The sequence below is a fragment of the Sutcliffiella rhizosphaerae genome, assembly GCF_917563925.1.
Taxonomy (GTDB): domain Bacteria; phylum Bacillota; class Bacilli; order Bacillales; family Bacillaceae_I; genus Sutcliffiella_A; species Sutcliffiella_A rhizosphaerae.
Map to the genome: position 1 here is coordinate 98,566 of NZ_CAKJTJ010000006.1, position 13,797 is coordinate 112,362.

General features: G+C 39.0%; 8 protein-coding genes. All 8 read left to right on the plus strand.

Annotated features, from left to right (window positions below; genetic code table 11):
• Window positions 1-15: 15 nt before the first annotated feature.
• The 8 genes from LRP81_RS07775 to LRP81_RS07805 all read left to right on the plus strand — a co-directional run bounded on the left by LRP81_RS07775 (window position 16) and on the right by LRP81_RS07805 (window position 13,739).
• Entirely contained in the window at window positions 16-2,040 is a 2,025-nt protein-coding gene (locus tag LRP81_RS07775; protein ID WP_230500700.1) for a YIP1 family protein, read from the plus strand.
• Window positions 2,033-4,294 carry a DUF5696 domain-containing protein gene (locus LRP81_RS07780; protein WP_230500701.1) on the plus strand — a complete coding sequence of 754 codons (2,262 nt, stop codon included), beginning with the start codon at window positions 2,033-2,035 and terminating at the stop codon, window positions 4,292-4,294. Before LRP81_RS07775 ends, LRP81_RS07780 begins: the two co-directional genes overlap by 8 nt.
• Window positions 4,295-4,296: 2 nt before the next feature.
• On the plus strand, window positions 4,297-5,160 hold the full coding sequence (locus tag LRP81_RS07785; RefSeq protein ID WP_230500702.1) for a carbohydrate ABC transporter permease: 864 nt from the start codon (window positions 4,297-4,299) through the stop codon (window positions 5,158-5,160).
• 14 nt (window positions 5,161-5,174) lie between these two features.
• Complete coding sequence (locus tag LRP81_RS07790) at window positions 5,175-6,131, plus strand: carbohydrate ABC transporter permease (RefSeq protein WP_230500703.1); 957 nt, start codon at window positions 5,175-5,177, stop codon at window positions 6,129-6,131.
• A gap of 459 nt (window positions 6,132-6,590) precedes the next feature.
• Window positions 6,591-6,716 (plus strand): hypothetical protein, encoded by a 126-nt coding sequence (locus LRP81_RS23220; protein ID WP_263458233.1) that lies wholly within the window; start codon window positions 6,591-6,593, stop codon window positions 6,714-6,716.
• A gap of 142 nt (window positions 6,717-6,858) precedes the next feature.
• A complete protein-coding gene (locus LRP81_RS07795) occupies window positions 6,859-9,018 on the plus strand; it encodes a glycoside hydrolase family 3 N-terminal domain-containing protein (protein ID WP_230500704.1) in 2,160 nt (719 codons plus the stop codon).
• 128 nt (window positions 9,019-9,146) lie between these two features.
• The gene (locus LRP81_RS07800) at window positions 9,147-12,491 is read left to right on the plus strand and encodes a GH36-type glycosyl hydrolase domain-containing protein (protein ID WP_230500705.1); all 3,345 of its coding nucleotides are present in this window, start codon (window positions 9,147-9,149) and stop codon (window positions 12,489-12,491) included.
• Between the two features lie 132 nt (window positions 12,492-12,623).
• The gene (locus LRP81_RS07805) at window positions 12,624-13,739 is read left to right on the plus strand and encodes a Gfo/Idh/MocA family protein (protein WP_230500706.1); all 1,116 of its coding nucleotides are present in this window, start codon (window positions 12,624-12,626) and stop codon (window positions 13,737-13,739) included.
• Window positions 13,740-13,797: the final 58 nt, after the last annotated feature.

Sequence of the window (13,797 nt, forward strand, 5' to 3'; positions counted from 1 at the left end):
AGGAGGAGAAAGAGCATGAAGCGCATTTTCATAGGCTTATTGACTGTTTGGTTATTCCTTCTTTCTCCTATGCAATCCTTTGCTTCGCTGTCTGTTCCATATAAGACACAAACTATTTCCACAGAAGGGGATAACATTGAAACACAAACCGCTTATATCCCAGTTGGATTGTTTGGAAGTACGAGTGCGATTGTTAATCCAGAAGATATATATATTGATAATAATAACCATGTCTATGTGGCCGATTCTGGTACAAAAACAGTAACAAAATTTGATGAGAACGGCAGGAAATTATTAGAGGTGGGGGAAGGCATCCTACAAATGCCAACAGGAGTATTTGTAGATGAAGAGCAGCAAATCTATGTAGCCGATTACACAAATGAAAAGGCATATCGCTTTTCACAGGATGGGGAATTGCTACAGGAATACGCTCGGCCAGAATCACCGCTATTTGGAACAAGAACTCCATATAAGCCACAAAAGATTTCCGTGGATAAAAGAGGAAATCTCTACATCATCGGTGAAGGTTCAACAAACGGTATCATTCAGTTAGCGCAGGACGGTAATTTTCTTGGATTTTTTGGTGTAAACCGAACACGTCCTTCACTAATGTCGATCGTTCAAGATACCTTAACTACTGATCGTCAACGCTCTAACATGTTTTTGCGTGTCCCACCGGCACCAACTAATATTGCAATAGACGAAAAGGGTCTTGTATATACGGTTACTGCAGGAACAACCTTTGAAACGGTTAGAAAATTAAACATATCAGGTGGTAACATATTCTGGCCAGAGATTTTGGAGTCTTCTAATTTACGCGATATTACCATTGGTCCACTTGGAAACTTTTTTGTAATTAGTAGTAGCGGTCAAATTACGGAGTTTGATAGCTTTGGTAACATTCTCTTCATCTTTGGTGGAAAAGATGACGGAACGAACCGCCTTGGATTGTTTATGGATCCAACAGGGATTGCTACAGACAATTTAGGGAGACTTTTTGTTACAGATAGTGAACAAGGAACGATACAACTTTTTGAACCAACTGCTTTCGCAGAGATGCTGCACGGTGGAATAGCTCTATATGCGGAGGGTAAATACGTAGAGAGTGAAAAGTATTGGAGTGAAGTTCTTCGCTTAAACTCTTCTATCGGTCTAGCACATTATGCGATGGGAGAAGCTTATTATAAGCAGCAAGAATACGAAAAGGCACTAGAATCCTTCGAGCTTGTTGGGAGCGTGTACGGCTATTCGGATTCCTTTTGGGAAATACGTAACGAGTGGATGAATGAAAACTTGGCCTTAGTATTTGCCATCCTAATAGGGTTGTTTGCCATTCGTGCTTCCGTTCTATTCATTGATAAGAAAAAAGGAATTCTAGATCCAGCGCGAAAAAAATGGCAGACATGGAAGGAGTATAAACTTTTACGAGAGTTACTGTTTCTTGGGAAGTTTTTACGCCATCCAATAGATAGCTTTTATTATATTAAGCGACAAAGAAGAGTGTCTGTCTTATCGGCAACCATTCTCTATTTTATCTTTTTTATAGTGTATCTAATTATGAAGTATTTCACCGGATTTATTTTTAGAGGTGGAATTACCTTCGAACAAATAAACTTTGGGCTAGAGCTTATAACGCTTTTCGCCCCAATACTTCTCTTTATCGTTGCAAATTATTTAGTTAGTACAATTAATGACGGAGAAGGGAAATTTTCCGATATTTACATAGGTACCATTTATTCATTGGCACCTATCATTCTATTCCTTATACCAATTACATTGATGTCCAATGTTTTGACAATGAACGAATATTTCTTGTACGTATTCTCCATGCAAGTGATGGTAGGTTGGTCCTTAGTGATTCTCTTTATTATGATTAAAGAAATTCACGCATTTGAGTTCTGGGAAACTGTGAGAAATATACTCGTAACCATTTTCTGTATGATTATCATCGTATTAGTATGCTTTATTGTCTATGTATTAATGGATCAGGTAATTGATTTTGTAACGGCAATCATTCAGGAGGTGATTCTCCGTGTATAAAAAATTATTTTTAATATTACTAATTGCCATAATCCCAATTCATGCGCTTGCAGAATCGTTAACAACCACAGAAGAATTGGAAGAGATTGAAGTAGAAACTGAGCTTGGAGAAGAAACCCTCCGCTTTGATTCCAATCAGTTCACGCAGCCTGAAAAAGAGAACAAACCTTTACCAGAAGGAACATTGGAAGGCTTTACATTAGTAACCGAAAATGATCAGCTTGCTCTATATGTGCAAGAAGAGTCCTTAGCACTAAAGATTCAAAATAAAGAAACAGATTACATTTGGAACTCAGGTCTCGACAATTCGGAGAACTATCGTCTGAATAATACATGGACGGATATGGTTCAATCTGCTGTAACTATTGATTATTTAGACCGCAGAGGTAACTTAAAAACGGAAAGTATCCTGACAGAGGATTCCAAGCCAGAAATACAAATGCATGAAAATGGCTTTACAGCGAAAATAAAATTTAAGACGGCAAGTATTGATGTGGAACTAAGTGTCACGCTTGAAGAAGATAATATCATCATTGACGTACCAAGTGGCGGAGTAGAGGATGGAACATACAACAAGATTGTGTCTATGAAAGTCTATCCATTCCTTGGAGCTGCACATATGGACGATATAAGCGGTTATCTCTTCATTCCAGATGGTAGCGGTGCACTGATGAGATTTGAAAGAAGTGCATACCGCTCTGATACACCATTTATTGGAGCAATTTATGGGGAGGATGAAGGATTCTCGAGGCCAAAAAGCTCAGAGGATGAATTTACTTTTCCAGCTCAAGCTATATCCGTTCCAGTATATGGAGCGGTACATGGAGTAAAACAAAATGCCTTCCTTACTTCCATCGAAGAGGGACAAAGTTACGGACAAGTATTAGCTTATCCCTCTGGGGCATCCACTGATTTTTTCTGGGTGACGTCGGAATATCAATATCGTTTTAACTATTTTCAACCAACAAGTAAGAGCATGGGCGGCTTTAACGTCTATCAGCCTGAAAAAAACGACTTTAATATTAAACAAAAAGTGATGTTCCTCCAAGGAGAAGAAGCAGACTATGTAGGGATGGCTAATCGCTACCAGCAGCACTTAGAAGCGCAACAGATCCTTGAGAAAAATAATCAGGATGTTATGGATATTCGCCTTGAATTTCTTGGTGGCGAAACAAAGAAAGGGTTAATATGGAATTCCGTTCTTCCAATGACACCACTTCAAGATATCCCGGAATTTGTGGATGAACTTCAGCAAAACAATGTGGACAATATGCACATTGTTTATCGCGGCTGGACAAAAGGTGGATTAACAGGCACATTACCACAAAAATTCCCGATTGAAAGGAAGCTGGGTGGTAAAGGTGATTTGGAAGATACCATTGCATTATTAAGTGAGAAAAACATTCCATTTTATCTGCACTCAGATTTTACTACAGCATTTGATGGAGCATCTGGATTCTCAGGTAGCAAGGATGTCGCAAAGAAAATTAACTCGCAGCCTATTACCAAGAATCAATTCGGATATGGAAGCAACTATTTAAGTCCGAAAAAATCATTAGAAATGGCGAAAAAGGATTTAGTTGATTTCCTTGATCATGGAGTAACCAATATTGCTCTTGAAACAACTGGAAATAAGCTGTTTTCTGATTTTAATAGAGGCCTGTCTTCTTCAAGAGAAGAGATGATAAATATTTATCAGGAACTGTTTACTCTCTATCAAGAAGGAGAAAGTGAATTATCCTTCTATCGTCCGAACAATTACGCATGGGAGTATATGGAGCGCTATCTTGATATGCCTATGTACTCATCTAACTATATGTTTGTAACAGACACAGTACCGTTTTTGCAAATTGTCTTAAAAGGCTATGTTCCTTTCTATGCAAACTTTTCTAACTTCTCTCATAACCCGAAGGAAGAAGTATTGCGAATGATTGAGTTTGGTGCCTATCCATCCTTTTACCTGACAAGTGAATCTGCACAGTTATTAATGAAAACCCCTTCTAGAGGATTGTATACTTCGGAGTTTGATATTTGGAAGGAAGAAGTAATTAACCAATATACAATGGTCAAAGAAAGTCTTGGAACAGTGGAAAATGCGTCGATTTCAGATCGAGTAGTCCATCAACCAGGAGTTTCAGAAGTGGTGTATGACAATGGTGTCACTATTATTGTGAATTATACAGATGCAGACGTCACCATCAACGGACAAACAATTGAAGCAACATCATTTGAAGTTTCAGAAAGGGGGAATTAAGCATGAAACAGCTATCCATGCGCTCTAAGAACAGTCTAACTGGATTACTATTCATCTCACCATGGATTATTGGGTTTCTACTTTTTACTGCTTACCCCCTATTCTATTCTTTATATTTAAGTTTTCATCAAGTACGGATTACGACTCAAGGTATTCAGACAAAATTTGTGAAGTTTGATAACTTCGAGTATGCGTTTGCGGTGGATGCACTGTTTACACAAAAACTTTTGACATTTATACAGGAGCTTGTCTTATCTGTACCTATAATTATCGTATTCTCGTTAATTATAGCCCTATTGTTAAATCAACCTATTCGCTTTCGTAATTTTTTCCGGATGATCTTTTTCCTTCCGGTTATTATTGCAAGTGGTCCGGTAATTAATGAGTTAATTTCACAAGGTGTTACTTCTCTTCCTTCTATAAAGGAATATGCGGTGTTTGAAACGATGCTTTCAACAGATAGCTTTTTTAGTAAAGTCATCTTGTACTTAATGGACAACTTAATTATCATTCTATGGTTTTCAGGAGTACAGTTCTTAATCTTCTTAGCTGCCCTGCAGAAGATTGACAAACAGGTATATGAAGCTGCAAAAATTGATGGAGCATCTAACTGGGAGTGTTTCTGGAAAGTAACCTTGCCAAGCATTTTCCCGATGATTGTTGTAAACACAGTTTACACAATTGTTACGTTCTCTATCTTTTCATTGAATCCTGTCATAGAGCATATTCAAAGCAATATGTTCCAAATTAACACTGGATTTGGCTATGCTTCCGCCTTGTCTTGGATCTACTTCTTATTAATTGCAGCAGCTTTGGCTATTTCAGTGGGACTATTAACAGTACGAGGTAAGAAAAATTATGCGTAGAGGAGGTCGGTATCATGGCTAGCGAATTGCTGACAAATCGTAAAGGAAAAGGTACTGCTATCGTAACCAGATTGAAAAAGTTCGCTTTCGGAATGAAAGGGAACGACGGCCTTCTTTATAAGCTCTTTATTTATGGATTGTTAATCGGTATCGGTTTTGTATACTTATTTCCGTTGCTGTACATGATTTCTTACAGCTTGAAGAGTTTGGATGATATATTAAATCCTTTGGTCAACTGGATTCCGACACAAGTTTATTTAGATAATTATGAATCAGCGTATAAAGTATTGAAATTTTTACCTACCCTTGCAGAGTCATTATATGTAACGGTAATACCTGCTATTGTTCAAACCGCGGTCTGTGCAGTTATTGGATACGGATTTGCTCGATTTGAATTTCCGTTTAAGAAAACGATGTTTGTGCTAGTGCTTGCTACATTCGTTATTCCACCGCAAGTGACAGTTATCCCTCGTTACGTGTTCTTTAATGAACTTGGGATATTAGGAAGCATCCAATCGTTTCTCTTTCCTGCTCTGTTAGGACAAGGAATCAACAGTGCTATTTTTATTCTGATTTTCTATCAGTTCTTTAAAATGATGCCAAAAGCATTAGAAGAAGCAGCACAGCTTGATGGTGCGGGTTACTTACGTATATTTTTCACCTTGGCTTTACCGATGGCTGCACCGGCAATCATCATTTCGTTCCTATTCTCCTTTGTATGGTATTGGAACGAAACATATTTAGCTGCCATCTATTTTGGTAATTCTCTCACAACACTGCCACTAGAGTTGCAGAAGTTTGTAGCGACTTATCAACAAATGTATCCACAAAGTGGAGATACTTCTGAAATAAATGAAGGTATTAATATGGCAGGTACAGTTATGACCATACTGCCGATGCTTGTTGTTTACGCAATCACACAACGTTGGTTCGTGGAAGGTGTGGACCGCTCCGGTATTGCTGGGGAATAATGATATTTAGTAAGATGCTTTTCTTGTATAATTAGCTGTTTATTGAAGCAAAAGGTGTAGACTTCAGCGAGTAGAAGTAGAAGGCTCAAGACCGCCTCGAAGAATGTGAAGCCTTTTGCGAAGATAAACCGCGTCGTTTTATAGTTAGGCTCTTTTCTAAAAGATTGTTGCAAGTAACCGGTAAAAAGTCGGGTTCTGGACTTTTTACTAGAAAAGTCGGGTTCTGGACTTTTTACGTGCATGTTCAGTGAAAACATGTCCTTTTAACTGAAACTACATGCAGGAAAAGAGCACGATAGTAACGATTATACGAGTATCTAATAAAGTTCGTAAAACTAACAAAGTTTGCGAAAACGGCCTATAGTTAGGCTCTTTTCTAAAAGATTGTTGCAAGTAACCGGTAAAAAGTCGGGTTCTGGACTTTTTACGTGCATGTTCAGTGAAAACTTGTCCTTTTAAATGAAACTAGATGCAGGAAAAGAGCACGACAGTAACGATTATAACGAGTATCTATTAAAGTTCGTAAAAGCAACAAAGTTTGCGAAAACGGCCTATACTTATTTACTTGGAAAAAGAGCCGTTTGACAAGGCTTGAAGGTTCTTATCGAAAGAAATAGAAACGTTTCGACATTATTGTGGAAAATTTTCATTTTGTAGTTAATTTTACTCATATTATTTAGTGAAAACGTTTCGTTTGGTGAATGTAAAACTGGGGAGGTTACCAGGGATGGAAAAAAACATGGAAAATCTTTTAGAGCAAATGACCTTAGAGGAAAAAATAGCACAGCTAATGCAGCTGGCGACATTCTTTTATAAAGGTGCAGCAGGTGATGGAGAAATAACAGGACCACTTGAAGATATGGGAATTACCAATGAAGTGGTGCAAAATAGTGGATCTGTTCTAGGTGCATCTGGTGCCAAAGAAGTATCTAACATTCAAAAAGAACATCTCGCTGACAACCGCCTTGGGATCCCATTATTGATGATGGCTGATATTGTACATGGATTTAAAACCATTTTCCCGGTACCACTTGCAATAGGTTGCTCATGGGATCAAGAACTTGCAGAGAAAAGTGCGGAGATAGCTGCAAAAGAAGCTTCCGTATCTGGTGTTCATGTAACCTTTGCTCCAATGGTAGATTTGGTTCGTGATCCAAGATGGGGAAGAGTAATGGAATCAACTGGAGAGGATCCATTCTTGAACGCAGTATTTGCAAAGGCGTTTGTGAGAGGTTTCCAAGGAGACGATTTGACTCATGACCACTTTCGGGTTGCCGCATGTGTGAAGCATTTTGCCGCATATGGCGCACCAGAAGGCGGTAGAGATTATAACACGGTGAACATGTCGGAAAGACAGCTTCTCGAATCCTATCTTCCAGCTTATAAAGCTGCCCTTGATGAAGGCTGTGAAATGGTAATGACAGCTTTCAATACAGTGGATGGTATACCGGCATCAGGTAATAAAAAGCTTATGAGAGATCTTCTCCGCGACGAATGGGGCTTTGATGGTGTCATCATCTCTGATTGGGGAGCTGTGAAAGAACTTATTCCACACGGAGTTGCTGAAGATGAAAGAGAAGCTGCAAAAAAGGCTTTAGAAGCTGGTGTAGACATTGAAATGATGACAGCTTGCTATGCAAAAAGTTTGCAAGAGCTAGTGGAAAGCGGAGAGATGTCAGAATCACTAATAGATGAGTCTGTTTTACGAATTCTTCAATTAAAAAACAAACTAGGGCTTTTTGAGAATCCATATAGAGGTACAAGTGAAGAGCTAGAAGAAGAACTAATCATGTCTACAGAGCACCGAAAAGTGGCGAAGGAACTTGCTGTAAAATCGTGCGTTCTTTTGAAGAATGAAAATGTTCTTCCTTTAAAGAAAAACCAGAAAGTCGCAATTGTCGGACCGTTTGCAACGAACGGAGATGTCCTTGGTCCATGGTCATGGCATGGCTCCCGAGATGATGCAGTGAAAGTCTATGATGGGTTTTTAACGAAAACAGCAGCTTCCAATATCACAGTCGCAAAAGGATCTGACATTGAAACTGTAACAGAGGATCAACTTACTGAAGCAGTGAATGCTGCTAAAGATGCTGATGTTATTGTTCTAGCAGTTGGAGAAGAGTCGGAAATGAGTGGAGAAGGTGGCTGCAGAGCGGACATAAAGCTTCCTGAAGCGCAATTGACTTTAATTCAAAAAATGAAAGAGCTTGATAAACCTTTAGTAACAGTCCTTTTTAATGGTAGACCTTTAGATCTTCACGGCATTATCGATCAAACAGATGCGGTTTTAGAAGCTTGGTACCCAGGAACTGAAGCAGGGCATGCGATTGCCGATCTTTTATATGGTGACGCGAACCCTTCTGGAAGATTGAGCATGTCCTTCCCATATTCCGTTGGTCAAGTACCTGTTTACTATAATTGCTTCAACACTGGTCGCCCGCAAGGAGACGACAAGCAGGAGAGATATGTAACGCATTATCTTGATATTCCAAATGAACCGTTATTGCCATTTGGATATGGATTAAGCTATACGACCTTTGCGTACAGCGAGGTTAGTCTCTCTTCTGAAAAATTATCAGGTGACAGTGAGATTAAGGCTTCTGTCCATGTAACGAATACTGGAAATGTAGCAGGTGAGGAAACTGTACAATTTTACATTCGTGATATTGCAGGGGAAGTCGTGAGACCACTCCGGGAGTTAAAGGGCTACGAGAAAATAATGCTAAATCCAGGGGAGACGAAAGTTGTAACCTTCACTATTACGGAAGAGCAGCTCCGCTATTATCATTCAGATCTTTCTTTTACAAGTGATAATGGAGCATTCCAAGCACTTATCGGTCCTAATAGTAATGACTTAGCAATAGGCAATTTTTATCTGAAAAAGTGACTCTGTTAGTAAATAGAGTTGATTTATAGATACCTAGCTGTTGATTGAAGCTTAGTGCGAAAATCAACAGCGGTGTTTAACAGAGCAAAGTAATAAACATGCAAGAATAAAAGGAGGACAACGGGACAATGGCAATACAACTATCAAATCCTAGGCTAAACATAGACGCAGGAGATTTCCGTTTTACATTTTTAAACAGTGGTGACCTTTTTGAAGCAACGTATAAAGACATTATGCTTAACCAATGGATGTCTAATCCAATTGATGGGTCCTTAAATAATCTTTTCCTTCGTGTACATGACGAAGCAGGTATAAAAGCTTATCCACTACTTGGAGTAAAATCAGAAAGTACAGTAACGTATACTTCTAATTCTGTTAAATGGGTAGGAGAAGCAGCAGAAGTTGCTTATTCTGTAGTGTTCCGTTTATCTGACAAAGGAATATGGTTCTGGGATATCACAGTAGACGGACAAGGTCAAACTGTCGATCTAGTTTATGGGCAGGATGTTGGACTAGGAAGTAAAGGGTTTGTCCGTACGAACGAATCCTATCTTTCTCAATATATCGATCATACGGTGTTTGAAGATACGGAGAAAGGCTATGTCCTTTGCTCTCGTCAAAATCAGCCACAGCCAGGAGGGTTTTCTTACCTTCAACAAGGTTCTTTAACAAAATCTATTGGCTACTCCACAGATGGCTTCCAATTCTTTGGACTTTCCTACAAAGAAACGAATGAACCGGAAGTATTAACAAAAGAAAGCCTTGCGAACGAAATCTATCAATATGAGTTTGCTTTCACAGCCTTACAATCAGAAAAAGTTGCACTTACTGGTGAGAAGAACTTCGTATTTTATGGCTTGTTTAAAGAAAATCATGAGACTGCAGTTACCGAATTAGAGTTTACAGAGGATATTGCTCAAGCATGGCAAGAAGTGAAAGCAGTAGAGAACAGTGTATTTGAAAAACTTGAAAATGTTCAAATCTCTAACTCTATCAATGGTACGCTGTCCGGTGCTTCTTTAACAAAAGAAGAGTTAGATTCTTACTTCCCTATCCGACACCAAGAAGAATGGGAAGGAGATACGTTACTATCCTTCTTTACAGACACCCATGAGCACATTGTGTTAAAAGAAAAAGAACTTGTGGTGGAACGTCCTCATGGGCACATCATCATGACTGGTAATAATGACAAGATGACAGAAAATATTTTGACATCCACTTCTTATATGTACGGTATTTTTAACTCACAGCTTGTAGTGGGTAACACATCTTTCCATAAGATGATGACAAATGCCCGTAATGCATTAAATGTGATGAAAACATCTGGTCAACGCATCTATGTGGAAGTAGAAGGAACGTATAAGCTGTTGACGATGCCTTCTGTGTTTGAAATTGGATTTAACTATACTCGCTGGTACTATAAAACAGCAAATGATGTTATTGTCGTGACAAACTTTTCAGTTGTTGACTCTCCAGAAATCCAGTTGGAGGTTCGTTCAGAACAAGGAACAAGCTACCGTTATCTTGTGACAAACCAAATTTCCATGAACAATAACGAACTGGATGTTTCTTTTGATATGAAACAAGATGGAAAAGTACTTACATTCTCAGCAGTGGAAGGCTCTGACAGTAAGCATGTCTATCCTGATCTTTCTTATAAATTGACAGTGGACGGTACAGACTTTCATGTTGCAGACGAAACTAAGCTTGCAAAAGGAGTAGTTCCTGGTTCCGCTTCTCTTGTAGTATTGGAATTGGAAGCAGCAGCTAACTGGAACATGACGTTGCAAGGCTTGTTACATGGGGAAGAAAGGGAACTTGTTACCCATAAATTCGAAGAAGAAGTGGTGCGCTACCGTGCATTCTTTGAAAAGGTGATGAATGGATTCAAGCTGTCACTTGGTAGTGAAACAAAAGAAGAGCTGGAAAAAATGAATGCTCTTGCTTGGTGGTACACACACAATATGCTCGTTCATTATTCCGTTCCTCATGGCTTAGAGCAATATGGTGGTGCTGCTTGGGGTACACGTGATGTATGTCAAGGACCAACAGAATACTTCATGGCAACGCAAAACTACGATAGCGTAAAAGAAATTATCAAGAAAGTCTATTCTCATCAATACGAAGATACAGGAAACTGGCCGCAATGGTTTATGTTTGATAAGTATTTCCACATTCAAAGTGAGGAAAGTCATGGAGATATCATTGTTTGGCCACTAAAAGTATTAGGTGACTACCTGACTATTACGAAAGATTATTCTATTTTAGAAGAGAAGATTCCTTATACAGTTCGAGGTGCCTTCCACTTTACGGAAACAACTGCAACTGTTTTAGAACATGCGAAAAAAGAAATCCAGTTCATTAAAGATCATTTCTTACATGATACATTCCTTTCCTCTTATGGTGATGGAGATTGGGATGATACATTGCAACCAGCAAATGCACAACTAAAGCAATATATGGTCTCCAGCTGGACAGTATCACTAACTTATCAAGTGTTGAATACCCTTTCTAAAGCGCTTGAGGATGTTTCTGTAAAAGAAGCAGAAGAACTAGGTGCGTTAGTTAAAGGTATTGAGATCGATTTTAATAAATATATGCTTAGTTCTAACGTTATCCCAGGCTTTGTATATATGGAAAAGCAGGATAAACCAGAGCTAATGGTTCATCCTCAAGATACGAAAACGGGTATCCATTATCGCTTGCTTCCGATGACACGAAGCATGATCAGTGAATTATTGACACCTGAACAAGCTGAATCTCATTATCAGCTAATTAAAGAGCAACTGTTCTGCCCAGATGGAGTTCGTCTGATGAACCGTCCTGCAAATTATGCAGGTGGGGTAAGCACACATTTCAAACGTGCAGAGCAAGCGGCGAACTTTGGTCGTGAAATTGGACTTCAATATGTACATGCCCACATCCGCTATGTAGAAGCGATGGCAAAGCTCGGAAAAACAGACGAGGTATGGAACGGATTGAACATTATTAATCCAATTAACATCCAACAAGTTGTACCAAATGCAGAACGCCGTCAAAGCAACGCTTATTTCAGTAGCTCAGATGGACTATTCAATAACCGTTATGAAGCACAAGAGCAATTTGGTAAACTGAGAGATGGATCTGTTAAAGTAAAAGGGGGCTGGAGAATCTATTCAAGCGGACCTGGAATCTACATGAATCAGCTGATCTCTAACTGCTTAGGAATTCGTTTCCAAGGCGGAGACCTAGTAGTAGATCCAGTTTTGCCAGCTGACATGGACGGTCTTCACTTTACGTATAAAGTAAATGGCCTTGATGTAACATTCATTTATCGTTTAAAGAATGATCAAAAGAAAGTTCAAATTAACGGCCAAGAAGTGGATGGTAATGACATTTCCAACCGTTACCGTTCAGGTGGACTTGTTATTAGCAAAGAAGTGTTAGAACAGCACCTTATCAGTGACAAGAACGAAATTAAAATTTATATTTAATATAAGATTTCTCGAATACGGCGTAGCATATTTACGCCGTATTTCTTTATGAACGAAAAAATAAAGTGTTAACACGTCCAATGTTTGTGAAAGCTATCAAAGCCGCGTGTGCTTTACTAAGGAGAGATAAAAATGGAGAAAATGAAAGTAGGAATTATCGGTACTGGTACTATAAGTGGGATTTATTTAGAAGCTCCATCCAAGTTTTCCATTTTAGATATTGTCGCAGTTGCCGATTTGGATTTAGAACGTGCAAAAGAAAAGGCAAAAACTTTTAATATTAAAAAAGCTTGCACGGTAGAAGAGCTGCTTGCAGATCCAGAAATTGAGATGGTTATTAATTTGACCATTCCAAAAGCTCACTATGAAGTAAGCATGGCTGCTCTCGAAGCAGGGAAACATGTATTTGTGGAAAAACCGTTAGCTGTTGAGGTGGAACAAGGCAAAAAAATAGTAGAACTAGCTAGAGAAAAAGGACTCCGTGTTGGCTGTGCTCCAGATACATTTCTTGGGGGAGCACTACAAACTTGCCGAAAATTAATTGATGATGGTGTAATTGGACGTCCGATAGCAGCTACAGGCTTTATGCTAAATGGCGGACCGGAAGGGTGGCACCCATCTCCTGATTTTTATTATCAAAAAGGCGGAGGACCGATGTTTGACATGGGGCCATACTATTTAACAGCCTTTATTCATTTGCTAGGTCCTGTAAAAAGAGTGACAGGTTCAGCGCAATCCGGATTCCCAGAAAGAACCGTAACAAGAAGTGAAGACTATGGTCGTAAGTTACCAGTAGAAACTCCAACTCATGTAGCAGGAATATTGGATTTTGAAAATGGGGCAGTGGGGACACTTATTACAAGCTTTGATGTTATGGGTGGTACCCAGCTTCCGTCCATGGAAATATACGGAACAAAAGGAACATTATCTGTGCCAGACCCGAACAATTTTGGCGGAGTGATCAGAGTGCGAAAAACAGGGGAGCATGATTTTAATGAAGTGCCACTATCCTATGGCTACTCTGATAATAGTAGAGGAATTGGTGCGGCAGATATGGCACATGCCATTACAATAGGTAGAGCACACCGAGCAAACGGGGAAATGGCGCTCCAAGTACTTGAAATTATGCACGCAATTCATGAAGCTTCACTAAATGACAAACATATGGAAATCGAACACAAATGTCAACGCCCGAATGTTTTTCCAGTCGGCTTGAATCAAAGTAAGCAAGAGCTCTTTACTACCTAATATTAAACTATTGATTTATGAAAATGTTTACATTATGCTAAAGAAAGGATATTGAAAC

What these genes read in the sequence shown, in the direction of transcription:
- LRP81_RS07775 (WP_230500700.1), top strand. Translation starts at nt 16, where the DNA reads ATGAAGCGCATTTTCATAGGCTTATTGACTGTTTGGTTATTCCTTCTT.
- LRP81_RS07785 (WP_230500702.1), top strand. Translation starts at nt 4,297, where the DNA reads ATGAAACAGCTATCCATGCGCTCTAAGAACAGTCTAACTGGATTACTA.
- LRP81_RS07790 (WP_230500703.1), top strand. Translation starts at nt 5,175, where the DNA reads ATGGCTAGCGAATTGCTGACAAATCGTAAAGGAAAAGGTACTGCTATC.
- LRP81_RS23220 (WP_263458233.1), top strand. Translation starts at nt 6,591, where the DNA reads ATGAAACTAGATGCAGGAAAAGAGCACGACAGTAACGATTATAACGAG.
- LRP81_RS07795 (WP_230500704.1), top strand. Translation starts at nt 6,859, where the DNA reads ATGGAAAAAAACATGGAAAATCTTTTAGAGCAAATGACCTTAGAGGAA.
- LRP81_RS07800 (WP_230500705.1), top strand. Translation starts at nt 9,147, where the DNA reads ATGGCAATACAACTATCAAATCCTAGGCTAAACATAGACGCAGGAGAT.
- LRP81_RS07805 (WP_230500706.1), top strand. Translation starts at nt 12,624, where the DNA reads ATGGAGAAAATGAAAGTAGGAATTATCGGTACTGGTACTATAAGTGGG.